Origin of the sequence: Rhodococcus sp. A14 (assembly GCF_011603105.1) — a bacterium.
Classification (GTDB): Bacteria; Actinomycetota; Actinomycetes; order Mycobacteriales; family Mycobacteriaceae; genus Rhodococcus_F; species Rhodococcus_F opacus.
Genome location: NZ_JAAOQS010000126.1, coordinates 1 through 23,623, shown reverse-complemented (window position 1 = coordinate 23,623; position 23,623 = coordinate 1). Strand labels below are relative to the sequence as shown.

Below are 23,623 nucleotides of genomic sequence, written 5' to 3'. Positions count from 1 at the left end.
GCCGTCGCGTGTGCGACGGCCGGCCTTCGTATGTTTGGCTTAGGCGGTTGAGGTTTTCGTAGCCGCCGATTTCACTACCGCCGAGCGAGAGGGAATGCTGTATCCATGACTATCGACAACACTGAGGGTGCCCGCGCCCAGATCGGCGTCACGGGACTGGCCGTCATGGGCTCGAACATCGCCCGCAACTTCGCCCGGCACGGTCACACGGTCGCGCTGCACAACCGCAGCATCGCCAAGACCGACGCCCTCATCAAGGAGCACGGCAGCGAGGGCGACTTCGTCCGCACCGAGACGATCGAGGAGTTCGTGGGCGCGCTGCAGAAGCCGCGCCGCGTGCTGATCATGGTCAAGGCCGGCGACCCCACCGACGCCGTCATCGAGGAACTCGCCGCGGCGATGGAGCCCGGTGACATCATCATCGACGGCGGCAACGCCCTCTACACGGACACGATCCGCCGTGAGGCCTCCCTCCGGGAGCGTGGCCTGCACTTCGTCGGCGCCGGCATCTCCGGCGGCGAGGAGGGCGCGCTCAACGGCCCGTCGATCATGCCGGGCGGACCGAAGGAGTCCTACGCGGCCCTCGGCCCGCTGCTCGAGTCGATCGCCGCGCAGGTCGACGGCACCCCCTGCTGCACGCACATCGGCCCCGACGGGTCCGGTCACTTCGTGAAGATGGTGCACAACGGCATCGAGTACGCCGACATGCAGCTCATCGGTGAGGCGTACAACCTGCTCGGGTCCGCCCTCGGCTACGACGCCGGGAAGATCGCCGACGTGTTCACCGAATGGAACGGCGGCGACCTCGAAAGCTACCTCGTCGAGATCACCGCGGAGGTGCTGCGGCAGAAGGACGCCAAGACCGGCAAGCCGCTCGTCGACGTCATCGTCGACGCCGCCGAGCAGAAGGGCACCGGCCGCTGGACCGTCAAGTCCGCGCTCGACCTCGGTGTCCCCGTCACCGGGATCGCCGAGGCCGTGTTCGCCCGCGCCCTGTCCGGGTCCCGCGAGCAGCGCAAGGCCGCGGTCGGGCTGGCGTCCGGCGTGCTCGCCGACAAGCCCACCGATGCCGCCCAGTTCACCGAGGACATCCGGCAGGCCCTGTACGCGTCGAAGGTCGTGGCCTACGCGCAGGGATTCGACCAGATCGCGGCCGGTAGTGCCGAATACGACTGGGACCTGCACCCCGCCGACCTCGCGACCATCTGGCGTGGCGGCTGCATCATCCGCGCCCGGTTCCTCAACCGCATCAAGGACGCGTACGACGAGAACCCGACGCTGCCGAGCCTCATCCTGGCCCCGTACTTCCGGGACGCCATCGAGACGGCCATCGACAGCTGGCGCCGGGTGGTCTCCACCGCCACGCTGCTCGGGATCCCGGTGCCGGCGTTCGCGTCGTCGCTGTCCTACTACGACGCCCTGCGCGCGGAGCGGCTGCCCGCAGCCCTGACGCAGGGGCAGCGCGACTTCTTCGGCGCCCACACCTACGAGCGGGTCGACGCGGAGGGCAAGTTCCACACCCTGTGGAGCGGTGACCGCAGCGAAGTGCAGGTCTGAGCCTCGCCGACTGCCCGTCCCCGGCCGTGACGTACCGCGTGTACGTCACGGCCGAGGCGTCGGAGGCCCCTGCTCGGAGGCGGTAGCCTTCTCGATATGCCCGACGACGAGTTCTCCTCCCCCGCACCGGTGGGTGAGACGTTCCTCGCGCTCGGTCTCCCCGCGGTGATGACCCATGCCCTCGCCCGTGGTGGCATCGGGGCGCCGTTCCCGATCCAGGCGGCCACCATTCCCGACGTCCTCGCCGGCCGTGACGTTCTGGGCCGCGCCCCGACCGGCTCCGGGAAGACCCTCGCGTTCGGACTGCCGATGCTCGTGCGGCTCAAGGGCGCCGCCAGCAGGCGGGGCTTCCCGCGCGGCATCGTCCTGGTGCCCACCCGTGAACTGGCGTTGCAGATCGAGCGCGCGCTGGACGAGCCGGCGCTGTCCGTGGGGTTGCGGGTGGCGAACGTCGTCGGCGGGATTCCCATCAAACGTCAGGTCGAGATCCTGTCGCGGGGTGTCGACCTGCTGATCGCGACGCCGGGACGCCTCGCCGACCACGTGGCGCAGGGGTCGGTGTCGCTGGACGACGTGACGGTGCTGACGCTCGACGAGGCCGACCACATGGCCGACCTGGGGTTCATGCCGCAGGTCACGACGATCCTCGACAAGACCCCGGCGGGCGGTCAGCGGCTGCTGTTCTCGGCCACCCTCGACGGGGAGGTCGACACCCTCGTCCGCCGGTACCTGCGAGACCCGGTCACCCACTCGACGGCGCCGGTCACCGCGTCGGTGGGCACCATGCGCCACCACCTGCTGTTCGTCGACCGGGTCGACAAGAAATCCGTTGTGGCACATATCGGTTCACGTGCGGGACGCACCCTCATGTTCGTGCGCACCAAGTACGGGGTGGACCGGCTCGCGCAGCAACTCCACGAGGCGGGCATCTCCGCGGGCGCCCTGCACGGCGGCAAGGCGCAGAACAACCGCACCCGCACCCTCGAATCGTTCGCCGACGGCACCACCCCCGTCCTGGTCGCCACCGACGTGGCGGCGCGAGGCATCCACGTCGACGACATCTCACTCGTCGTCCACGTCGACCCCCCGGCCGACCCCAAGGACTACCTGCACCGCGCGGGCCGCACCGCCCGCGCCGGCGAGTCCGGTGTGGTGGTCACCCTCGTCACCGAGGACGAACGCGCCGAGGTGGAGAAGCTGACCCGCAAGGCCGGGATCGAGGTGGACGGCGTGCGGGTGCGGCCCGGCGACACGGTGCTGGCCGAGATCACCGGCGCCCGCCGCCCCACCGGGAAGGCGGTCCCCGCACCCGACACCCGGGCACCGGCGCAGGACACCCCGAAGAAGGGCAGGCAGGCGCACGACACCGGCGGTCGCCCGGCCCGCCGCGGCCGGCCCGGGGACGGCGGAGCACCGCGGGCGGGTGCCCGACGCGGCCGGAAACCCGGACCTGCGTCAACTCCGCACGGACACCGCAACCGCGGGGCACACTGAGAGGCATGTCCCTGCCGTTCGCGTCGATCGTGTGCGCGCTGATCGCGGCGCTGTTGTTCGCGTGCGCGTCGGTCGCCCAGCAGAGCGCGGCGTCCGCGGTCCCCGAGGACGCCGCGTTGATGACCACCCTGCTGCGCAGTCCCCGCTGGTGGGCCGGCTTCGTCGGGGACGGCGGCGGGTACGCGATGCAGGCGGTGGCGTTGGCGCTCGGGTCGGTGCTCGTGGTGCAGCCGCTGCTGGTGACGGCGCTGCTGTTCGCGTTGCCGTTGTCGGCGAAGTTCTCCGGGTACCGGCTCAGCCGCACCACCTGGGCCCTCGCCGTCGCACTGGCTGTCGCGCTCGCGGTCTTCCTGGTGATCGGCGACCCCACCGAGGGCAACATCGACGCCCCGTTCCGCGAATGGGTGGTGCCGCTCGGCATCCTCCTCGCCGTGGTGGCGGTCGCGGCCGCCGCGGGGATGTCGAAGATCGACCCCGGATGGCGGGCGCTGCTGCTCGGTGGGGCGGGCGGCATCCTGTACGGGGTGGCGGTCGCGTTCACCAAGTACGTCGTCGAACTGGTGCCCCGCGGGCTGTGGGCGGTGCTGAGCAGCTGGCAGGCGTGGGCGCTCGTCGCCGCCGGCCTGGTCGGGGTGTATCTGCAGCAGCGCGGGTTCCAGGTGGGTCCGCTGTCCGCGTCGCTGCCCGCACTGACCATCGCCGAACCACTCGCCGCCGTCTTCCTCGGCATGACCGTCCTCGACGAGCGGCTGCGGGTGTCGGGCCCCGGACTCGTGGTGGTCGGCTGCGCGGTCGCGGTGATGCTGGTGGCCACGATCGGACTGTCCAGGTCGCAGGCCCAGCGGACATCCGACACCACCGCAACTTCCCCGGTATCGTCCTGACATGTGCAGTTCCTCGACGGGCATCGCCCTCCCTATGACCTGACGTACGACGACGTGTTCCTGGTGCCGAACCGCACCGAGGTCACCTCGCGATTCGACGTCGACCTGGCCACCTCGGACGGGTCGGGCACCACCATCCCGATCGTCGTCGCCAACATGACGGCGGTCTCGGGACGCCGCATGGCGGAAACGGTCGCCCGCCGCGGCGGTCTGGTGGTTCTCCCCCAGGACCTTCCGGCGCCTGCCGTCGCGGAGACCGTGTCGTTCGTCAAGAGCAGGCATCTGGTCGCCGACACCCCGGTCACACTCGGCCCCGACGCCGCCGTGTCCGACGCCCTGGCGCTGCTGCCGAAGCGGGCGCACGGCGCCGTGGTCGTCGTCGAGAACGACCGCCCCGTCGGTGTCGTCACCGAGGCCTCCTGCACGGACGTCGACCGGTTCGCGCGACTGCGCTCGGTGGCGCTCACCGACTTCGTCACCGCCCCCGACTCCGCGTCACCGCGGGAGGTGTTCGAACTCCTCGAGGGCAAACACGACTCCCTCGCCGTCATCGTCCACCCCGACGGCACCCTCGCCGGGGTCCTCACCCGCACCGGCGCCATCCGGGACGGCATCTACCAGCCCGCCGTCGACGGCAACGGGAAGCTGCGGATCGCCGCGGCCGTCGGCGTCAACGGCGACGTCGCCGCGAAGGCGCGCGCCCTGGTGGACGCGGGGGCCGACCTGCTGGTCGTCGACACCGCGCACGGCCACCAGCAGAAGATGATCGACGTGCTCGGTGCATTGAAGAAGGCCGACCTCGGTGTCCCGCTCGTCGCCGGCAACGTCGTGTCCGCCGCCGGCACCCGGGACCTGATCGACGCGGGCGCCGACATCGTGAAGGTCGGTGTCGGACCGGGCGCGATGTGCACCACCCGGATGATGACCGGGGTGGGCAGGCCGCAGTTCTCCGCCGTCGAGGAATGCGCCACCCAGGCCCGCGCGATGGGTGCGCACGTGTGGGCCGACGGAGGTGTCCGTCACCCCCGCGACGTCGCTCTCGCCCTCGCCGCGGGCGCGTCGAACGTGATGATCGGGTCGTGGTTCGCGGGCACCTACGAATCACCCGGCGACCTGCGGGTGGACCAGTCCGGCAACGCGTACAAGGAAAGTTTCGGCATGGCCTCCAAGCGTGCGGTCGCGGCGCGCACCGCCACGGACACCGCGTTCGACCGGGCCAGGAAAGGCCTGTTCGAGGAGGGTATTTCGAGTTCCCGGATGCGGCTGGACCCGGACCGCCCCGGCGTCGAGGACCTGATCGACCACATCTGCTCGGGTGTGCGCAGCACCTGCACGTACGCGGGCGCGCGGACGCTGGCGGAACTGCACGAGCGGGCCGTTCTCGGTGTGCAGTCCGCCGCCGGGTTCGCCGAGGGCCGCCCGCTGCCGGCCGGCTGGTGACGACCGCATCCTGATGTGCCGGTGGGTGTCCTGTTCCACGGAACCGGACATCCACCGGTATCATGGGTCGCTCAACCACACCAGTTCTCGGCGCCGGACCCGTCCGGGCCGTCGAGGCCGAACGAGAGGACTCCGGTGCCCGCGGCACCCACACACGAAGCAAGCGCCCCACCCGCCGTCTCCGGGAGTGCCGTCGCCTCCTGCTCCGTGGAATCGGATTCCGATTCCGCCGGTTCGGAGGGCTCCTCTAGCGAGCCGGGTGACAAACCCGGCGACCCCCGTTCCTCAGCTCGGCGGCGTTGACACATGGACATCGCGCTCAGCATTCTCGCTCTGCTCGGCTTTCTCGCCCTGACCGCGGGCACCGCGTTGTTCGTGGCGGCCGAGTTCTCCCTCACAGCCCTCGAACGCAGCACCGTCGACTCGCACGCCCGCGACGGTGACCGCCGGGCCCGGCAGGTGCAGCACGCCCACCGCACCCTGTCCTTCCAGTTGTCCGGGGCGCAGCTCGGCATCACCATCACCACGCTGATCACCGGTTACCTGTCCGAACCGGTCCTCGCCCGGTTCATCACCCCGGTGCTGTCCGCGATCGGGTTCAGCGAATCCGCTGCCGCGGCAACGTCGTTGGTGATCGCCCTCGTCCTCGCCACCTCGTTCTCGATGGTGTTCGGCGAACTCGTGCCGAAGAACCTCGCCATCGCCCACCCCCTGCCCACGGCACGTGCGACGGCCGGCATGCAGGCCGCGTTCTCGCTCATCTTCAAGTGGGCCATCAACGGGCTCAACGGATCCGCGAACTGGCTGGTGCGCCGCCTCGGCATCGAACCGGCCGAGGAACTGCGGTCGGCGCGGTCCCCTCAGGAACTCGGGTCGCTCGTGCGGACGTCCGCGCAGCGCGGCGCCATCGACAAGGGCACGGCGCTGCTGGTGAACCGCTCGTTGCGGTTCGGGGAACGCACCGCGGAGGAACTGATGACCCCGCGCGTGAAGATCGAGACCCTGTCCACCACGGACACCGTCGCCGACCTGATCGACACCGCCTCCCGCACCGGGTTCTCCCGCTTCCCCGTCGTCGACGGGGACCTGGACGACGCCGTCGGCATCGTCCACATCAAACACGCGTTCGCGGTGCCCGCCCATCGCCGCCGCACCGCCCGCCTCAACTCGCTCGCCCAGAAGGTCCCGGTGGTGCCCTCCAGCCTGGACGGTGACGCCCTGATGGAGCGGATCCGGTCCGACGGCATGCAGGTCGCGTTCGTCGTCGACGAATACGGCGGCACCGCCGGGATGGTCACGATGGAGGATCTGATCGAGGAGATTGTCGGCGACGTCCGCGACGAGCACGACGAATCCGAGATCGACGTCCAGCGGGTCGGTGACGGCTGGTCCTGCTCCGGGCTGCTCCGCGTCGACGAGGTCTCCGACACGACCGGCTACACCGCACCCGACGGCGAGTACGAAACCCTCGGCGGACTCGTCCTCACCGAACTCGGGCGGATTCCCGACGAGGGCGACGAGGTCGAACTCCCACTGCCCGAGGGCGCGCACGACCCCGGTGGCCGGTGGGTCGCCACCGTGACCCACATGGACGGCCGGCGCATCGACCGGGTGCTGCTCACCCCGAAGCCCGACGAGACCGCCCACACCGACAGCGAGGAGGACGACGATGAGTGACCTCTTCGGTGTGCTGCTCACCTTCGTGCTGCTCGGGGGCAACGCCTTCTTCGTCGGCGCCGAGTTCGCGCTGATCTCGGCCCGCCGCGACCGGCTCGAGGCCCTGGAGTCGCAGGGCAAGAAACGTGCCCGCACCGTGATCACGGCGGGCGAGAACCTGTCGCTGATGCTCGCGGCCGCGCAGCTCGGCATCACCATCTGCTCGATCCTGCTCGGCAAGGTCGCCGAACCGGCGATCGCGCATCTCCTCGAGGTCCCGCTCCACGCGGTCGGCCTGCCCGCCGGGCTGCTGCACCCGGTGGCGTTCACGATCTCGCTGGCGCTGGTCGTGGTGCTGCACATCCTGCTGGGTGAAATGGTGCCGAAGAACATCGCACTCGCGGGCCCGGAGCGGACGGCGATGCTGCTGGTCCCGGTGCACCTGCTGTTCATCAAGCTGGCCCGCCCGCTGATCTCCTTCTACAACCTGTGCGCCAACCTGACGCTGCGGTTGCTGCGGGTGGAGCCGAAGGACGAACTCGACGTCACCGTGTCGGCGGTGGAACTGTCCGAGATGATCGGCGAATCCCGTTCCGAGGGACTGATCGACGCGGAAGAACACCGTCGGCTCACCCAGGCGCTGGAGACCACCGACCGCACGGTCAGCGAGGTGATGATCCCCCTCGACAAGGCCCGGACCATCCCCCTGTCGGAGGGCGGAACCCGGCTCGGCGCCATCGAGCAGGCCGTCGTCGAGACCGGGTACTCCCGGTACCCGGTGCGCGCCGACGACGGCTCACTGGTCGGGTACCTGCACCTCAAGGACGTGCTCGACGACATCCTCGACGAGGAGGCCGGACCCGACACCGTGATCCCGCGGTCGGACATCCGTCCGCTGCCGTGCATGTCGACCACCACCCCGCTCGCGGAGGCCCTGGCGAGTCTGCGCCGTGCCAGCTCCCATCTGGGGGCGGCAGCGGACCCGTCCGGGCAGATCGTCGGCATCGTCGCCCTCGAGGACCTCGTCGAGGAATACGTGGGCACCGTCCGCGACGGCACCCACCGCGTCAACGGCGTCAATCCGGGACAGCGATCGAGCTGATCGGATGGACGTTCTGGATGCGTCGGAGTGGATCCCTCGCCGCGACCGGCACCGGGCGAGGGTGTCCGCACTGATCGGACCGCACCTGGAGCGCCGGGAACGCGGCGAGACCCACCCGGTGATCGACTTCCTCTTCACCTATTACAGCTACCGGCCGAATCAGCTGCTGCGCTGGCACCCCGGGTGGGGAACGGTCCTCGCCGGCGGGGAAGAGTACGCCGAACTCCGCGGGTATCACCGCACCGACGCCGGGGTCACCGTCGACCCGGAGTTCCTGCAGCGCCGCTCGGACACGGTCGCCTTCACCACACGACTGATGGAGGCGACCGCCGCGCGTCCCACCCACCTGTCCTGCTTCGGCCTGCACGAGTGGGCGATGGTCTACCGATCGGACGAGGTTCGGCACGACAGCATCCCGCTGCGGCTCGGGCCGGGCGGCACCGACTCCGTCGTGGAGTCGCTGCACCTGCGGTGCACCCACTACGACGCGTTTCGGTTCTTCACCCCCGCCGCCGAACCGCGGAACAGTGAGACGTTGACCCGCGAAGACCAGCTCGGGCGGGAACAGCCCGGGTGCCTGCATGCATCCATGGATTTGTACAAGTACTGCTACAAGCTGGCGCCGATGATCGACTCGGACCTGACCGTCGACTGCTTCGAGCTGGCGCTCGCCGCACGGGAACTCGACATGCGGGCCAGCCCGTACGACCTGACCGCCTACGCGTACACCCCGATCCCGATCGAGACCCCGCACGGCCGCGCCGAGTACGTCCGGGAGCAGTCGGCGCTGGCCGCCCGCGCCGCACCGCTTCGTGCCGCACTGCGTGACCGGTGCCGCCGGTTGCTCGCTACCGTGAGCCCATGACTCTCCCGGGCTACGACCGCTACTGTGCCGAGATCGTCACGCAGACCGAACTCCCCGGTGATTACCTGGCGGCCCGCCTCCCCGTCCTCACGTTGGCGGCCGGTTCGGTAGCCGCGCTCACCGGTGCCGTCGACCGGTTCGACAGCGCGGTGGGCCGCGACCCCCGGCCGTGGCGGCTCGATCCCGAGCGGATCGCCGCCTCGTTCGCGAGCGACCGGCTGCTGCGGGTGTCGGGCGCCCCGGTGTCCGGTTTCGCGGAGCTGTCGGGGTTCTTTGCGGCCGCGGACGGCTGGGTGCGGACCCACGCCAACTACCCGCATCACCGCGCGAGACTGCTGGCGGCACTCGACCTCCCCGAGGACGCCGGCCGCGACTCGGTGGCCGCCCGGGTCGGGAACCTGACCGCCGCCGACGTCGAGGACCGTGCCGCCGCGGCGCAGGCCATCGCCGTGCGCGTGCGGACCGCGGCGGAGTGGGCGGCGAGCCCGCAGGGTGCGGCCGCGGCGTCCGGCGACCTCGTGTCCACCGTCGTGCACGCCGCGAGCTCCCGTCCCGGGACACGGCAACGCTCCCGCCGGGAATCCGCCCGGGGGCCGTTGGCGGGGGTGAAGGTCCTCGACCTGACCCGGGTGATCGCCGGTCCGGTCGCCACCCGCACGCTGGCGCTGCTCGGCGCCGACGTGCTGCGGATCGATCCGCCGGCGATCCCCGAGATCGTCGTGCAGCACCTCGACACCGGGCAGGGCAAGCGGTCCGCGCTGCTCGATCTGCGGTCCGCCGACGGCAGGCTGGTGTGGGACAGCCTGCTCGCCGAGGCGGACGTCGTCGTCACCGGGTACCGGCCGGGCGCGCTGGACGGTCTACTCGACGATGCCCCCGACCATCTGGTGCGGGGACGGGTGTGCGCGTGGGGCGGCTCCGGCCCCTGGGCGCACCGCCGCGGCTTCGACAGCATCGTCCAGGCGGCGTCGGGGATCGCGACGATCGAGGGCGGCGACGACACCCCGGGCGCGCTGCCCGCGCAGGCACTCGACCACGCGACCGGCTATCTGCTCGCCGCCGGCATCGTCGACGCCCTCGCCGCGGGGCACGTCGACGGGCGCGGCCGCTCCGTCGACGTGTCACTCGCCCGCACCGGCGCGTGGCTGCTGGCCGCGGACGGCCGATCCGAGGATCCGCCGCCGGCCGCGGTGCCCGGGCCCCGGTGCCTCACCGCGCACGGCGACGTGGTGACCGCCCGTCCCGCCCTGGCCGACTTCGACGACTACCCGTTCCCGGCCCGGCCCTGGGGTGGCGACACCCCCGGCTGGTCCGGTGTCACACCGTCGCCGTGAACCGCGGGCTCGGTTCCCCGGTCAGATGTCCCGGCGGCAACCGGCGTCCGCACAGCACGAGGAGCAGGTCCTGGGCGGAACCGCGCAGCGGCGCGCCCGCACCGTAGGTCCAGGCTCGGTCGTCCGCCGTCAGCTGCACGCCCGCCAGGTCGGTGCCGAAGTACTTGACGTGCTTCGGGCCGACGCCGCCGAGGACCCGGTCGAGGCGGTCGTCCGGGACCCGCCTGCCCAGGCCGAGCGCCACCGACACGTCGAGACCGTGGATCACGTCGTGGGACAGTGCCCCCTCCAAGCCGCCGCCCGGCGGCTTCCACGGGTGCGCGACGTTCTCCTCCAGGGTGTGCAGCAGCGCGTCGGCGGTCAGGGTCCGTGCGTCCTCGCGGGCCTGCGCGTCCGACATCCGGTTGAAGTTGCCGCGCGCCTTCACCATCTTCAGCAGGATCCGCGGCGTCGACAGGCGGTACGGCATGGTGATGTGCGCGATCACCTCCCGGCTGCGCCACCCCGCGCACAGCGACGGCGCGTCCCATTGCTCCGGCGTCAGTCGCGCCAGCATCGACGCCAGGTCGTGCCGCTCCCCTGCGACCCAGCCCGGTGCCGTGTCCCGTGCCATGTCCGTCTCCTCCGGTCGCCGTGTCGTGCTCTACGTAGGCAGACCGTGCCCGCCGGCGAAACTCATCGCGCAGCCGTGAAGAATGGTCGGGTGAGCACACACGACTACACGCTGACGGTCACCTGGACCGGCAACCGCGGCGCGGGAACGTCGGGCCCGGACGCCTACGACCGCGACCACGTGATCGCGGCGGCCGGGAAACCCGATCTGCCGGGCAGCGCGGACCCGTCGTTCCGCGGCGACGCCACCCGCTGGAATCCGGAGGAACTGCTCGTCGCGTCGCTGTCGCAGTGCCACATGCTCTGGAATCTGGGCCTGGCCGCCGCGGCCGGTGTGGTCGTCGTCGACTACCGGGACGACCCGACGGGCACGATGGTCGAACACCCGGACGGGGCGGGCGAGTTCACCGAGGTCGTACTGCATCCCACGGTGACCGTCGCGGATACGGCGATGGCCGCGCGCGCCGAGTCGCTGCACGCCCGGGCGCACGCGAGGTGCTTCATCGCCCGGTCGGTCGCGTTCCCCGTGCACCACCGGCCGACGGTGGTGACGGCGTGAGCAGGCAGCGGCTGATCGTGGACGTCGACACCGGCATCGACGACTCCCTCGCGCTGCTGTACCTGCTGGCCAGTCCCGAGGCGGAGATCGCCGGCATCGCCAGCACCGCGGGCAACGTGCCCGTCGAGCAGGTCGCGGCGAACAACCTGAACTGGCTCGCCCTGTGCGGCGCACCCGACATCGAGGTGGCGCTCGGCGCCCGGGTGCCGCTGGACTGCCCGCTGCGCACCACCGAGGACACGCACGGACCCCAGGGCATTGGGTACGCCGTCCTCCCCCCGTCCGGGCGGTCGCTGTCGGAGCGGGACGCCACCACCCTGTGGGTCGACCGGGTCCGCACCCACCCCGGCGAGCTGACCGGGTTGGTGACCGGGCCGCTGACGAACCTGGCCCTCGCGATCCGAGAGGAACCCGCACTGCCCCGGTTGCTGCGGCGACTGGTCGTGATGGGTGGGGCGTTCAACCACCCCGGCAACACCACCCCCACCGGTGAATGGAACGTGTCGGTGGATCCGGAGGCGGCCAAGGAGGTGTTCGACGCGTTCTCCGGGCTGCCGGAGGGCCGGCGTCCGATCCTGTGCGGACTGGACGTCACCGAGACGATCGAGATGACACCGGACCACGTCCGGCGGCTGGCGGAGGCGGCGGGAAGCGCACCCGCCGAGATCATCTCCCCCGACGACGGACCGCAGGTGCGCTCGACCGCCTCCAACCCGGTGATCCGGCACCTGTCCGACGCCATCCGGTTCTACATGGACTTTCACCGCACCCACGACCAGGGTTTCCTGGCGCACATGCACGACCCGTTCGCGGCGGCGGTGGCGTTGAACCCGGCGATCGCCCGCACCCGACCCGCTACGGTCGACGTCGAACTGCACGGCCGGCTCACCCGGGGCGCCACGGTCGCCGACTGGGTGGGTCACTGGAACCGGGAACCCAACGTCGACATCGCGGTGAGCACCGACCCGGCCGCGTTCTTCGACGATCTCGTCGACCGGGTCGGGCGCTTCGCGAAATCAGTCGGCTGACGCGTCCGGGCCGTCGAACGCGTCGAGGATCTCGGCGGCGGCCAGGGCCGCCGTCAGGGAACCGTCCCGCACCCGCTGTTCGATCTCGCCGCGGATCGCCTTGACCCGGGTGTTGGACGCGAGCCGGCGCAGCAGCTGGTCGTTGACCATCGTCCACGTCCAGTCCACCTGCTGGCGGCGCCGGTTCTCCTCGAACTGCCCGGCCGCGGTCAGCACCTCACGGTGCCGGCAGACGGTGTTCCAGAAGTCCTCGAGACCGACACCCTCGAGACCGCTCATCGTGATCACCGGCGGCGTCCAGACGGCGTCGTGCGGGTAGATCAGCCGCAGCGCACCCGCGAGTTCCCGGGCGGCGCCCTTCGCCTCCCGCTCGTGTTTGCCGTCCGCCTTGTTCACGGCGACGAGGTCGGCGAGTTCGAGGACACCCTTCTTGATGCCCTGCAACTGGTCGCCGGTGCGGGCCAGGGTGAGGAAGCAGAAGCAGTCCACCATGTTCGCGACCGTCACCTCGGACTGCCCGACACCCACCGTCTCGACGAGGATCACGTCGAATCCGGCGGCCTCGAGCAGCACGATCGTCTCGCGGGTCGCCTTCGCGACACCGCCGAGGGTGCCCGACGTCGGTGACGGCCGGATGTAGGCGTCCTTCTCGACGGTCAGACGCGCCATCCGCGTCTTGTCGCCGAGGATCGACCCGCCCGTGCGCGTCGACGACGGGTCGACGGCCAGGACCGCCACCCGGTGCCCCTGCCCGATCAGGTGCATCCCGAGCGCGTCGATGAACGTGGACTTCCCGACGCCGGGCACACCGGTGATCCCGACCCGGTGCGCCTTCCCCGATTCCGGCAGCAGCTCGAGCAGCAGCCGCTGCGCCGCCTCCCGGTGGTCGGTGCGGGTGGACTCGACCAGGGTGATGGCCTTCGCCAGGCCGGCGCGCTGATTGGCGCGCACGGCCTGGGCGAGCGCATCGATGTCGACTGGAGGTCGCCCCATGTTATTCCGGGGTGCCCGTCAGGTCGTGGCCGAGCTGCGCGGCCAGCTTCTCGAGCAGGCCGCTGGCGGCGTCCGCGATGACCGTCCCGGGTGGGAAGATCGCGGCGGCACCCGCCTCGTACAGTTCGGCGAAGTCGCCGGGCGGGATGACGCCCCCGACCACGATCATGATGTCGGGACGTCCCACTGCGGCGAGGGCTTCCCGGAGCGCAGGCACCAGCGTGAGGTGACCTGCGGCCAACGACGACACACCGACCACGTGGACGTCGTTGTCGGCCGCCTGGTTGGCGACCTCCTCCGGGGTCTGGAACAGCGGTCCCACGTCCACGTCGAATCCGATGTCCGCGAAGGCCGTGGCGATCACCTTCTGGCCGCGGTCGTGGCCGTCCTGCCCCATCTTGGCGATGAGGACACGGGGACGCCGGCCCTCCTCCTCCGCGAACTTCTCGACGAGTTCCGTTGCCTTGTTGATGTTGTCGACCTTTCCGGCCTCGTCCCGGTACACACCGCTGATGGTCCGGATCTCGGCCTGGTGACGCCCGTACACCTTCTCGAGCGCCTCGGAGATCTCGCCGACCGTCGCGTTCGCGCGGGCCGCATCGATCGCCAGGGCCAGCAGGTTGTTCTCCATGCCGCCCTCCGTGGTGGCCGCGGCGCGGCTCAGTTCGGCGAGCGCCGCCTCGACGGCGTCCGAGTCGCGGTCGGCGCGCAGCCGGTCCAGCTTCTCGAGCTGCTCCTTGCGGACCCGCGAGTTCTCGACCTTGAGGACCTCGATCTCGTCGGCCTCGTCCGGCACGTACTTGTTGACGCCGACCAGCGGCTGCCGGCCGGAGTCGATGCGGGCCTGCGTGCGGGCCGCGGCCTCCTCGATCCGCAGCTTCGGGATGCCCTCGCTGATCGCCTGCGCCATGCCGCCGGCCTCTTCGACCTCGGCGATGTGTGCGCGGGCCCGGTTCGCCAGCTGGTGGGTGAGCCACTCGACGTAATGCGATCCGCCCCAGGGGTCGATGGGACGGACGGTCCCCGACTCCTGCTGCAGCAGCAGCTGGGTGTTGCGGGCGATGCGGGCGGAGAAGTCCGTCGGCAGCGCGAGGGCCTCGTCGAGGGCGTTGGTGTGCAGCGACTGGGTGTGCCCCTGCGTCGCCGCCATCGCCTCGACACATGTGCGGGCCACGTTGTTGTAGACGTCCTGCGCGGTCAGCGACCAGCCCGACGTCTGCGAGTGGGTGCGCAGCGACAACGATTTCGCGGACTTCGGTTCGAACTTCGCGACCAGTTCACTCCACAGCAGGCGACCCGCCCGCAGCTTCGCGACCTCCATGAAGAAGTTCATGCCGATCGCCCAGAAGAACGACAACCGGGGCGCGAACTTGTCGATCTCCATGCCGGCGTCGAGACCCGCACGGATGTACTCGACACCGTCCGCGAGGGTGTACGCCAGCTCCAGGTCGGCGGTGGCCCCGGCCTCCTGGATGTGGTAGCCGGAGATGGAGATCGAATTGAACTTCGGCATCTTCGCGCTGGTGTACGCGAAGATGTCGGAGATGATCCGCATCGACGGCTTCGGCGGATAGATGTAGGTGTTGCGGACCATGAACTCCTTCAGAATGTCGTTCTGAATGGTTCCGGCCAGCTGCTCCGGGGCGACACCCTGCTCCTCGGCGGCCACGACGTACAGCGCGAGGATCGGCAGCACCGCACCGTTCATGGTCATCGAGACGCTGACGCTGTCGAGCGGGATGTGGTCGAACAGCTGACGCATGTCCAGGATCGAGTCGATCGCCACCCCGGCCATGCCCACGTCACCCTGCACCCGCGGATGGTCGGAGTCGTAGCCGCGGTGCGTCGCCAGGTCGAACGCCACCGACAGACCCTTCTGCCCGGCCGCGAGGTTGCGGCGGTAGAAGGCGTTGGATTCGGCGGCGGTGGAGAAGCCCGCGTACTGGCGGATCGTCCACGGCTGGTTCACGTACATGGTGGGGTACGGTCCGCGCACGAACGGTGCGGCGCCCGGGAAACTGCCCACCGGGTAGCCCTCGGCCTCGGCGGCGTCGCGGTCGGCCTTGGTGAAGACCGGTTTGACGTCGATGCCCTCGGGCGTGGACCACACCACCTGTTCCGGGCTGTAGTGGTTGGCTGCCGCGGCGGATGCGATCAGCTCGTCCGTCTGCTCCGGGGTCGGGGCGGACGGCTGCGGAAACTGCGGATCCTCCAGTGGCACGTCGGCGAAGCTGCCGATCGCGTGCTTGACCTCGCGAGTAGTCACTTCTTGCTCCCTGTGTCGCCCGAGGAGTCACTCGAGCTCTCGATGGTGTCGAGCAGGCCGGACAGGACCGAGACTGCGTCGATACGGGCGGTGACGAATCCGTCGGGCCGGGCGGAGCCGTCCGCGTCGGCAACGACCTTCTCCGGGCCGGCGAGCAGCACGGTGCCGACACCGGCCGCGCGCAGTTCCTCCACCGCGGCGGTGGCCTCGGCGGCGTACCGCTTGTCGGTACCGCAGATCACCGCGATGCCGGCGCCGGAGTCCTTCGCGGCGGCGGCGATGCTGCCGTCACCGATGGCGAGGGGACCGGGGTTGCGGGCCTCGATGCCGCCCGACGCCAGCAGGTTGGTGCTGAACGTGGTCCGCACGTTGTGCTCGGCGACGGGGCCGAGCGGGGCCAGGAAGACGGCGGGTCGCGCACCGTGTGCCGCCAGGAAGGCGTCGGAGCGGTCCCGCAGCGCCTCGAACGCCGCGGCGTACCGGGCGACGCTCCCGGTCTCCGCGGCGCCCGCGGGCAGCGGCGCTTCCGCGAGATTCGGGAACTCGTTGACCCCGGTGACGGTGGTCTTGCGGTGCGCGATGTCCGAATCACGTTGGGCGCGGGTGGACGCGATCCGGTCGCCGATCAGGCCGGCATCGAGCGCGGCGAGGTAGCCGCCCGCCGCCTCGATCTGCTGGAAGAACTCCCACGCCTTGGCCGCCACCTGCTGGGTGAGGTCCTCGACGTACCACGAGCCGGACGCCGGATCGAGCACCCGGCCGAGATGCGACTCCTCGAGCAGCAGCAGCTGGGTGTTGCGGGCGATGCGGGCGGCGAAGGTCTTCGACACCCCCAGCGCCCCGGCGGGCAGTGCGGCGTCGAACGGCAGCACCGTGACGGCGTCCGCGCCGCCGACACCGGCACCGAACGCGGCGAGCGTCGTGCGGAGCATGTTCACCCACGGATCGCGTTGCGCCATCATCGCGGCCGAGGTGACCGCGTGCTGGGGGGCGCCGCCGAAGTCGGAGGCGCCGCACACCTGGGCGATCCGCGCCCACACCAGCCGCGCCGCCCGGAACTTGGCGATGGTCTGGAACTGGTCGTCGGTGGCCGAGAACCGAAAACCGAGCTGCCCGAGCGCCTGCCCGATGGTCAGGCCGCTCTCGGTGAGGGCCCGCAGGTATTCGAGGCCCGCCGCGATCGCCGCGCCGAGTTCCTCGGCGTCGGACGCGCCGGCGTTGTGAAACACGGTGCCGTCCACGGTGATTGCCCGCACGCTCTCCGAGCGCGCCGCGGACTCGGCCGCGAGGGCCACCGCGTCGCCGAGTTCCACGTCAGCGGCACCGGAGAACGCGCTCGTGAGCGGGGCGGTCCCGAGGTCGACGCGGACTGCGGTGCGGTCGGTGACCCCGTCACCCGCGGCGGCACGCGCGTCGAGCAGCGCGAACAGTGCCCGCGCCGCGAGCGGTGCGTCCGTTCCGGCGTCGAGGGTGAGCGGGGCCAGGTCGAGGAGCACCCCGTCGAGCGCCGTCTCCAGCGACCGGATCGGAAGGTCGGCGCCGCCGACGGCGAGCCACAGCGCGCTGACACCGTTCTCCAGCGCGTCGAGAACGGAGCGGTTGACGTCCGCCGCCTCCGCGCCCTCGCCGAAGCGGGCGCTGACCAGCCAGCCCGCGTTCACGTCCCGGGTGGCGTCCGCGCCACGCACGTAGGGGAAGGTGCCGGGCAGGGGCTGTTCCGGACGCTCGTCGCGCGGGCTGTACAGCGGCGCGACGGTGACACCGTCGTAGGTGACGGTCTCGAGGAGCTTCTGGGGTTCCGGACCGAGTTCCGCGGCGTCGATCCGACGCGACTTCGCGAGGACTCCGGCCACGGAGTGCTGCCAGTCGGCGTACGCCCGCGCAGCTTCCTCGGCTTCTGAAGCTAATGACACGGTGTCGGCTTCCTCTCCCTGATGAGCGATCGATCAATACATTGTGTGACTGTGATGCTAGCCGCAGTTCGGCGCCCCCTATCGTGAGGATCACCACACGATGCATAACCTCAGGTCATGAGCATTGCGCAGGAACCGGTGGTCACCGATCGCACCGCCACGCAGCGGTTGTTCGGTCTCGGCGCGCCGACCCGGGACGTCGACGACCGCGGCGAACCCCTCAATCGTATGAGCATGGACATCGGCGCGCTCGCCCCGAATACCGCCCGGACCGCCTACGGCGGCGTCCTCGCCGTGCTGCTCGACGATCTCCTGGGATTCACCGTCTGGGACCGGCGCGGAACACGCGACGGCCTGGTCTCGGCCGAGCTGTCGGTGGACGTCGTGACACCCCGGCGGTGGCAGGGACCGACGCTGCAGGCCGAGAGCCGGCTCCTCGCACTCACCGCGGACGGCGGCACCTCGACCGCCCGCGTCCACGACTCGGCGGGCACCCTGATCGCCACCGGCACCCTGTGGGGCAACTTCGTGGACCTGCCGGCGCCGGGCGCGGACGGGTCGGCCCTCCTCGACTTCCCGGAACCGGGGGTCGCGCCGCTCGACTGGATCGGCGGGCGGATCGAGGACGGACCCGACGTGCGGGTCGTGGTGCCGGCCAACCCGCTGGTCGCGAACAAACTCGGGTTCATGCACGGCGGCGTCCAGGGGTGCGCGATGGACCTCGCGGCGAACGCGGCCCTGAGCCGGGCCGGCGCGGATATGGACACGGCGTCCGTGCGGATCAACTATTTCCGCCCGATTCCCCTCGACCGCGACACGACGTTCACCGCGGACGTGGTCAGGGCGGGCCGCTCGGTGGCGGTGGCCCGGGTGGCCGGGACCTCGGGCGGGCGGATCTGCGTCGAGGCGACCGTGACCGGGCGCCGACGCCTGTCCTGACCGGCGCTCACGGCGCCCCGCCCCGGTCACCCGGGTAGCCTGATGCCCTGTGAAGAGACGCCTCGGAGACCGCAGGGTGATCGGCGTCGCCGTACTGGCAGTCGCGCTGGTCGTCGTGGCGCTGCTGGCCCCGCACCCGTCCGTGCTGCAGGTGCGGGAATGGGCGCGGTCGGTCGGGCCGGCCTTCCCGCTCGTCTTCTTCGCCGTGCACGCGCTCGTGACGGTGTTCCCGTTCCCCCGCACGGTGTTCACGCTGAGTGCCGGTCTGCTGTTCGGTGCGTGGCTGGGGATCGCGATCGCAGTGCTGGCATCGACGGTGAGTGCGGTGCTCGCCCTCTACCTGGTGCGCGCCGTCGGCCGGGACGTGGTGTGGCAGCGCATCTCCAATCCGACGATCCGCCGGGTGGACGAGCGGATCGCCCGGCGCGGCTGGCTCGCCGTCGGTTCACTGCGACTGATCGCGTTCGTCCCGTTCTCCGTGGTGAACTACTGCGCCGGGGTGTCCTCGATCCGGCTGGTCCCGTACGTGCTGGCCACGGTGGTCGGTGTGCTGCCGGGGACCGTCGGCATCGTCGTTCTCGGCGACGCCCTCACCGGGGAGACGAAGCCGGGACTTCTCGTGCTGTCCGCGGTGTGCATCGTCATCGGAATCGCCGGGCTGGTGGTGGACTCCCGGCGGCCGCTGGACGGTTCCGGCGACACGATGCCGGACGTGGCCGTCGACCGCCCCGCCGAGGACGAGTCAATAGCCCAGCCTTGAACCCAGCTAGTCAAGCTTTGAGTCTTGACATATTAATATCTAGTTTCTAACCTTGACCCATGTTCGTGTTGACGGTCGACCAGCGCGGAAGCCGCCGCGACGTCGACCGCGTCGCCCAACTCCTCACCGAATTCGCGAACCGTGACCTCGTCCGCCCGTTCCAGCGGACCGCCGGCGACGAGGTCCAGGCCGTCGTCGCGGACCCGGCCACCGTCGTCGACCTCGCACTCGACCTCGTCGGACGCGAACACTGGAGCATCGGCATCGGCGCCGGACCCGTCGAAGAACCCCTCCCCGCCGAGACCCGGGCCGGTCGCGGCCCCGCGTTCGAATCCGCACGGGTCGCCGTCGACCGCGCCAAGAGCGCCCCCGGGCGGGTGGCCGTCGAAGGCTCCGACCCCGAGAGCGCCGCCGACGCCGACACCGCCCTCACCCTCGTCGCGGTCCTCGTCGCGCGCCGCACCGAGGAGGGCCGCGAGGCCGTCGAACAGATGCGGCACGGATCCACCCAGACCGAGGCGGCCCGCGCGCTGGGCATCAGCAAACAGGCGGTCTCCCAACGACTCTCCACCGCCGGCTGGCACGTCGAGACCGCCGGACGACGACTGGCCGAACGACTCCTACGCAAGGCGGACACGTGACGACCCTCGCACTCATCGCGCTCGGCGTCGCCGCCGTCGCACCCCTGGCCCTCGCGGCGCCCCGCAGCCCCCGCTGGATGTCGCAGTGGGCGGCGCCGATCGTGGTCGCGCTCGCCCTGGCCGTCGCCGAGCTCGCCGCCTCCGCCACCACCCCGGTCACGGGCTTCGCGCTCGCCGCGACCCTCGTACTGTGCGTCGCGGCCGCCGCCACCGGCGGGGCACCCCTCGTGCTCGCCGCGTTCCGCATCGCGCGCCGCCAGCCCGACGCCGGATCCGACCAGCGGCCCGACGCCGGGCCGCTGCGCGGCGGACGGATCATCGGACTCCTCGAGCGTGCCGCCGTCGCGGCCTCGATCCTCGCGGGCTGGCCGGAGGGCATCGCCGTCGTCCTGGCGGTCAAGGGACTGGCCCGCTACCCCGAGCTGCGCGAACCGCACGCGTCGGAACAATTCATCATCGGCACGTTCGCCAGCGTGCTCTGGGCGATCGCGGTCTGCGGAACGGGACGCGCCCTCATCACCTAGCCGTCCCCGGGCGACATCCACGAGCCGGGTACCCGAGTCCGCCGACGGCTCAGCGGATACGAGTTCGCGACTACCGCCCGCTTCTGGATACCCGACGACGCACCCACGGCCGCGCCGACCCCGCACCTGCCCACACGACGCCCGACGCCCGACCTGGAGACACCACCATGGAACAACTGATCGCGCTCTTCCGGGAACAGGCCGCCGTCCTCGCTGCTGCCGCCAACGGCGTTCCCGCAGTAGCCCTCCCCGTGCCGGCGGCGACGCCAACGCCGGGCCGGGTCCCCGCTACACCGGTCGGCGACGTCGCGACGAGGGTGCGCGCGGAAGTCGCCCGGGTCAGAGGATTCCCGGCAGCGGCGCTGAAGGCGATGCAGACGCTCGTCGGCGACCTCGGATTCAACTCGATCATGATCACCGACCTGGTCGGCGGGGTGAGCCGCGCATTCCCCGGTCTCGTCGTCGAACCGCACTGGTTCTCACCTAGCCGCACTCTCGGCGATGTCATCGCGCACGTGACCTCGCACCACGCACCCGTGTCCCCCACGGCCAGAACCGTCGGTCCGCAGGAACCGGAGGCCCTACGCACCGCGGTCGCACCCGAGTTCCGCATCGCGGGGTTCCCGGAGGTTCAGGCGCTCGCCGCACGGCTGAACACGGCCGAGGGGCTCGCAACCCGTACTTCCTCGTCAACGACGGCGCCACGCGCGACACGTCGATCATCTGGGGCGCGGAGGTCGACAACTTCTCCAGCTAGAACTACCTCGGCCTGTCCGGGCACCCCGCCGTCGTGTCGGCGGTGCAGGACACGGTCGCCCGCGACGGCACTTCCCGCTCGGCCAGTCGGCTGCTGTCCGAGGAGAAGCCGGTACACCGCGAACTCAAAGCCGAATTGGCCAGCCCGCTCGGCACCGAGGACGGATCGCCCTCGTGAGCGGACACGCCACCAACGTCACGGTCATCCTGCTGCCTGGTCATCCACGACATCGTCTACGTAGATCTCATGTCCTTTGCCGCTTGCGTGGCGGGCGGGGAGATAGACGTGTGTCACGGCTACCCGCCTCATCGTGCGGTGGTGTGGGTTTGACCGTGTCCCACACCGACGCTTGTGGTGCAGGAACATGCTGTTTCGGATTCACCCCCATCCGCGGTGTCACGGTGGGCAGGCTGTGGCGGACCCGGCGGTGCCGTGGTCTGCTCGGGGTGGGACCTTTCTTGTCCCGGCACTGCCGCACCGGCGCGTGTTCGGCGACCCGGATCGCGGGTAACTGCTCACGCCGCCGGGTGGTTTTGTTCTTGCCGAGCAGCGCGCGTTTGGCCAGGTTCACCCCCGCCAGGTGGTTGCGGTTACCGCCGACCCGGCAGCGTGAACACCATGCGGCGTGGTAGCCGCCGGGGCGTGCAAGTGGTTCGTCGCATCCCGGGCACTGTGCGGACGATCCCCGGGCCGGCACGGAGACCACGGTGATGCCGATACCTGCGGCGGTGTGGGCGAGGGCGGCGACGGCTTGGCGGCGGGCGGACTGCGCGGCCCGGTTGTTGTTGACGCGTCCGTGTCCGCGAGTCTCGAGGGTGGTGAGATCTTCCACTGCAATCAGCTGCGCCTGGGCGTCGGCGGCGTAGTCGGTGGCCTGGCGGGCGAAGTGGAACGCCAGTTCCCGGTTGATCTTTCCCCGTTTGACGCCGACAGCGGTTCGGTGCCCGTCGAGGACGGCGATCTTCGCGTCGAGTTGTGCTCGGACCTCGGGGGGTGCGGTCGCGGCCAGTTGGGTCAACCGGGCGGCTTTGCGGTGCAGCAGTTGACCTTCGGTTTGCAGGCGGGCAAGTTTGATTCCGAGGCCGCGGTCGTCGTAGGTCCAGCCCCGGTAGTCCGACACCAGCCCGTCCGGGTTGGCGGCGGTGATGGCGGCGGCACCCAGAGTCGACGGCGACCAGTCCACCCCGACCGCGACGGCGGCCGAGTCCAGGTCGTCTGCCGGGACGAGTTCGGTCGCCGCGCATCGCCACAACAGACCTCGACGGTCGAGGACGAGGGTCGGCAGGTGCCAGTCGGTGATCGCCCGGCCGTGCAGGTGCTCAGGGATGGCCGCGGTGAGCCGCACCCGCCGCCACTGCGCCCGCCCCGTGGGAGTGGGGCAGGTCGGCAACTTCACCGTCAGCACCAGCTCATCACCGATTACGGCAAGCTGCGCGAGCTGCCGGTCGGCGGCCGACAAACGGGCCATCGCGCTCGTCTGCGGTGGTTCCTGCAGGTCGGTGATCCGCAGCCGGCCGGCCGGTGCCCCACCACCGCGGGCGCGGGCGGCGAGCTGACGTCGCACACCCCGGGCAAAGCCGGGCGGCACGTAGTCCGGTGACCCGGTCTCCGGTGCCACAGCGCCGGTGGCCGGGTCGAATCGCTGAGAGAGTGCCGTGATCGCGGTGTCCCGATACGTCAGGGTCCGCAAGGTGGCCATCACCTGCGCGGTCACCACCCGCGTGACCCGTGACGGCACATAAACCCGTCCGGATAGGTTGGGTTCCAGCCGAGGCGGGCCGCCGCGGCGATCAGGTCGAGCAGCCACCTCACCCGGATGTCGACGTCGTCGAGGCCGATCGGCTCGCCGGTCACGGCGTCGACCGCCACATGGGCGCGGGTGGTGAACGCGAACTGCCGCGGCACGGTCGATCCCGGCCCGGTCATGCCGGGCCCAATTCATGAGCGGCGAGCACCGTTGTAGTCCGAGACGACTCGCGATCGCCCGCCATGCTCACCGTCCCGGCGCCGCCCCACAGCCGGTGGTGATTCCGTGTCGACCGCAGCGCAGAGAACCGACCGGACAACGATGCTGGCACCGCCCTGACGTCATCCATCAACCCTCCCACCAGCACATGTGGCACCCCCCTCTCGTACGGCCTCGTACTGTAACGCCGACCTCCGACATTTAGCCCGAAGTTGCGGCGGTTTGGCAGCAGTTTATGTGGTTTGACCAGGTGGTTTAGTGGGTGGTTGTGGTTTTGTTCTGTCGACGGTGTCCTCAGGTCAGGGTCAGTGGTATCGGGGCGCCGAGGAGGTC

The 23,623-nt window shown here is 70.8% G+C and carries 19 protein-coding genes and 2 pseudogenes; 16 read left to right on the top strand and 5 right to left on the bottom strand.

Features of this window, described 5'->3' with window-relative positions:
• Nucleotides 1–105: 105 nt before the first annotated feature.
• From gndA to G9373_RS38710, 8 genes are all read left to right on the top strand, one after another.
• The gene (gene gndA, locus G9373_RS38745; protein WP_005255084.1) at nucleotides 106–1,557 is read left to right on the top strand and encodes an NADP-dependent phosphogluconate dehydrogenase; all 1,452 of its coding nucleotides are present in this window, start codon (nucleotides 106–108) and stop codon (nucleotides 1,555–1,557) included.
• A 96-nt stretch (nucleotides 1,558–1,653) separates the two neighbouring features.
• On the top strand, nucleotides 1,654–3,051 hold the full coding sequence (locus G9373_RS38740) for a DEAD/DEAH box helicase (RefSeq protein WP_005255082.1): 1,398 nt from the start codon (nucleotides 1,654–1,656) through the stop codon (nucleotides 3,049–3,051).
• A 5-nt stretch (nucleotides 3,052–3,056) separates the two neighbouring features.
• Nucleotides 3,057–3,935 carry a DMT family transporter gene (locus G9373_RS38735; RefSeq protein ID WP_005255080.1) on the top strand — a complete coding sequence of 293 codons (879 nt, stop codon included), beginning with the start codon at nucleotides 3,057–3,059 and terminating at the stop codon, nucleotides 3,933–3,935.
• A 3-nt stretch (nucleotides 3,936–3,938) separates the two neighbouring features.
• On the top strand, nucleotides 3,939–5,375 hold the full coding sequence (locus G9373_RS38730; RefSeq protein ID WP_054248879.1) for a GuaB1 family IMP dehydrogenase-related protein: 1,437 nt from the start codon (nucleotides 3,939–3,941) through the stop codon (nucleotides 5,373–5,375).
• A 306-nt stretch (nucleotides 5,376–5,681) separates the two neighbouring features.
• Nucleotides 5,682–7,052, top strand: coding sequence for a hemolysin family protein (locus G9373_RS38725; RefSeq protein ID WP_054248878.1), 1,371 nt, complete (start codon nucleotides 5,682–5,684; stop codon nucleotides 7,050–7,052).
• Nucleotides 7,045–8,133 (top strand): hemolysin family protein, encoded by a 1,089-nt coding sequence (locus tag G9373_RS38720; RefSeq protein WP_005566222.1) that lies wholly within the window; start codon nucleotides 7,045–7,047, stop codon nucleotides 8,131–8,133. The genes G9373_RS38725 and G9373_RS38720 overlap by 8 nt, the downstream gene beginning before the upstream one ends.
• Before the next feature lie 4 nt (nucleotides 8,134–8,137).
• Nucleotides 8,138–8,998: a 3-methyladenine DNA glycosylase gene (locus G9373_RS38715; protein ID WP_133986681.1), complete on the top strand. Its 861-nt coding sequence runs from the start codon at nucleotides 8,138–8,140 to the stop codon at nucleotides 8,996–8,998.
• Nucleotides 8,995–10,332 (top strand): CoA transferase, encoded by a 1,338-nt coding sequence (locus G9373_RS38710; protein ID WP_133986680.1) that lies wholly within the window; start codon nucleotides 8,995–8,997, stop codon nucleotides 10,330–10,332. The genes G9373_RS38715 and G9373_RS38710 overlap by 4 nt, the downstream gene beginning before the upstream one ends.
• On the opposite strand, the gene G9373_RS38705 is transcribed toward G9373_RS38710, so the two are convergent.
• Nucleotides 10,316–10,945, bottom strand: a complete 630-nt coding sequence (locus tag G9373_RS38705) for a maleylpyruvate isomerase family mycothiol-dependent enzyme (protein WP_133986679.1) — start codon at nucleotides 10,943–10,945, stop codon at nucleotides 10,316–10,318. The two genes, G9373_RS38710 and G9373_RS38705, sit on opposite strands and share 17 nt — an antisense overlap.
• 90 nt (nucleotides 10,946–11,035) lie before the next feature.
• On the opposite strand from G9373_RS38705, the gene G9373_RS38700 reads away from it, so the two are divergent.
• Nucleotides 11,036–11,503, top strand: coding sequence for an OsmC family protein (locus tag G9373_RS38700; protein WP_054248771.1), 468 nt, complete (start codon nucleotides 11,036–11,038; stop codon nucleotides 11,501–11,503).
• On the top strand, nucleotides 11,500–12,531 hold the full coding sequence (locus G9373_RS38695; RefSeq protein ID WP_133986678.1) for a nucleoside hydrolase: 1,032 nt from the start codon (nucleotides 11,500–11,502) through the stop codon (nucleotides 12,529–12,531). The genes G9373_RS38700 and G9373_RS38695 overlap by 4 nt, the downstream gene beginning before the upstream one ends.
• On the opposite strand, the gene meaB is transcribed toward G9373_RS38695, so the two are convergent.
• Genes meaB through mutA form a run of 3 tightly spaced genes read right to left on the bottom strand, consistent with a single transcriptional unit; the run spans nucleotide 12,520 to nucleotide 17,703 of the window.
• Nucleotides 12,520–13,524 (bottom strand): methylmalonyl Co-A mutase-associated GTPase MeaB, encoded by a 1,005-nt coding sequence (gene meaB, locus G9373_RS38690; protein WP_005255064.1) that lies wholly within the window; start codon nucleotides 13,522–13,524, stop codon nucleotides 12,520–12,522. The two genes, G9373_RS38695 and meaB, sit on opposite strands and share 12 nt — an antisense overlap.
• A gap of 1 nt (nucleotide 13,525) precedes the next feature.
• Nucleotides 13,526–15,790: a methylmalonyl-CoA mutase gene (gene scpA, locus G9373_RS38685; RefSeq protein WP_054248772.1), complete on the bottom strand. Its 2,265-nt coding sequence runs from the start codon at nucleotides 15,788–15,790 to the stop codon at nucleotides 13,526–13,528.
• On the bottom strand, nucleotides 15,787–17,703 hold the full coding sequence (gene mutA, locus G9373_RS38680) for a methylmalonyl-CoA mutase small subunit (protein ID WP_133986677.1): 1,917 nt from the start codon (nucleotides 17,701–17,703) through the stop codon (nucleotides 15,787–15,789). Before mutA ends, scpA begins: the two co-directional genes overlap by 4 nt.
• A 117-nt stretch (nucleotides 17,704–17,820) precedes the next feature.
• Between mutA and G9373_RS38675 the strand changes: the two genes are divergently transcribed.
• From G9373_RS38675 to G9373_RS47120, 6 genes and pseudogenes are all read left to right on the top strand, one after another.
• The gene (locus G9373_RS38675; RefSeq protein ID WP_120659098.1) at nucleotides 17,821–18,642 is read left to right on the top strand and encodes a PaaI family thioesterase; all 822 of its coding nucleotides are present in this window, start codon (nucleotides 17,821–17,823) and stop codon (nucleotides 18,640–18,642) included.
• Between the two features lie 49 nt (nucleotides 18,643–18,691).
• Nucleotides 18,692–19,402, top strand: coding sequence for a TVP38/TMEM64 family protein (locus tag G9373_RS38670; RefSeq protein ID WP_246859973.1), 711 nt, complete (start codon nucleotides 18,692–18,694; stop codon nucleotides 19,400–19,402).
• 59 nt (nucleotides 19,403–19,461) lie between these two features.
• A complete protein-coding gene (locus G9373_RS38665; protein ID WP_005255056.1) occupies nucleotides 19,462–20,043 on the top strand; it encodes a hypothetical protein in 582 nt (193 codons plus the stop codon).
• The gene (locus G9373_RS38660) at nucleotides 20,040–20,567 is read left to right on the top strand and encodes a hypothetical protein (protein WP_133986676.1); all 528 of its coding nucleotides are present in this window, start codon (nucleotides 20,040–20,042) and stop codon (nucleotides 20,565–20,567) included. Before G9373_RS38665 ends, G9373_RS38660 begins: the two co-directional genes overlap by 4 nt.
• Nucleotides 20,568–20,734: 167 nt before the next feature.
• Nucleotides 20,735–21,025: pseudogene (locus G9373_RS48400) on the top strand (acyl carrier protein); the annotation flags it as partial.
• Between the two features lie 332 nt (nucleotides 21,026–21,357).
• Complete coding sequence (locus G9373_RS47120) at nucleotides 21,358–21,501, top strand: polyketide synthase (protein ID WP_346842904.1); 144 nt, start codon at nucleotides 21,358–21,360, stop codon at nucleotides 21,499–21,501.
• Between the two features lie 56 nt (nucleotides 21,502–21,557).
• Here G9373_RS47120 and G9373_RS38650 read toward each other — a convergent pair.
• Nucleotides 21,558–23,250: pseudogene (locus G9373_RS38650) on the bottom strand (transposase).
• Nucleotides 23,251–23,623 lie beyond the last annotated feature (373 nt).

Excerpts from the sequence above, each read along its gene's own strand:
- gndA (WP_005255084.1), top strand. The coding sequence starts at position 106 with ATGACTATCGACAACACTGAGGGTGCCCGCGCCCAGATCGGCGTCACG.
- G9373_RS38665 (WP_005255056.1), top strand. The coding sequence starts at position 19,462 with ATGTTCGTGTTGACGGTCGACCAGCGCGGAAGCCGCCGCGACGTCGAC.
- G9373_RS38710 (WP_133986680.1), top strand. The coding sequence starts at position 8,995 with ATGACTCTCCCGGGCTACGACCGCTACTGTGCCGAGATCGTCACGCAG.
- G9373_RS38720 (WP_005566222.1), top strand. The coding sequence starts at position 7,045 with ATGAGTGACCTCTTCGGTGTGCTGCTCACCTTCGTGCTGCTCGGGGGC.
- G9373_RS38715 (WP_133986681.1), top strand. The coding sequence starts at position 8,138 with ATGGACGTTCTGGATGCGTCGGAGTGGATCCCTCGCCGCGACCGGCAC.
- G9373_RS38675 (WP_120659098.1), top strand. The coding sequence starts at position 17,821 with ATGAGCATTGCGCAGGAACCGGTGGTCACCGATCGCACCGCCACGCAG.
- G9373_RS38740 (WP_005255082.1), top strand. The coding sequence starts at position 1,654 with ATGCCCGACGACGAGTTCTCCTCCCCCGCACCGGTGGGTGAGACGTTC.
- G9373_RS38705 (WP_133986679.1), bottom strand. The coding sequence starts at position 10,945 with ATGGCACGGGACACGGCACCGGGCTGGGTCGCAGGGGAGCGGCACGAC.
- G9373_RS38725 (WP_054248878.1), top strand. The coding sequence starts at position 5,682 with ATGGACATCGCGCTCAGCATTCTCGCTCTGCTCGGCTTTCTCGCCCTG.
- meaB (WP_005255064.1), bottom strand. The coding sequence starts at position 13,524 with ATGGGGCGACCTCCAGTCGACATCGATGCGCTCGCCCAGGCCGTGCGC.
- G9373_RS38735 (WP_005255080.1), top strand. The coding sequence starts at position 3,057 with ATGTCCCTGCCGTTCGCGTCGATCGTGTGCGCGCTGATCGCGGCGCTG.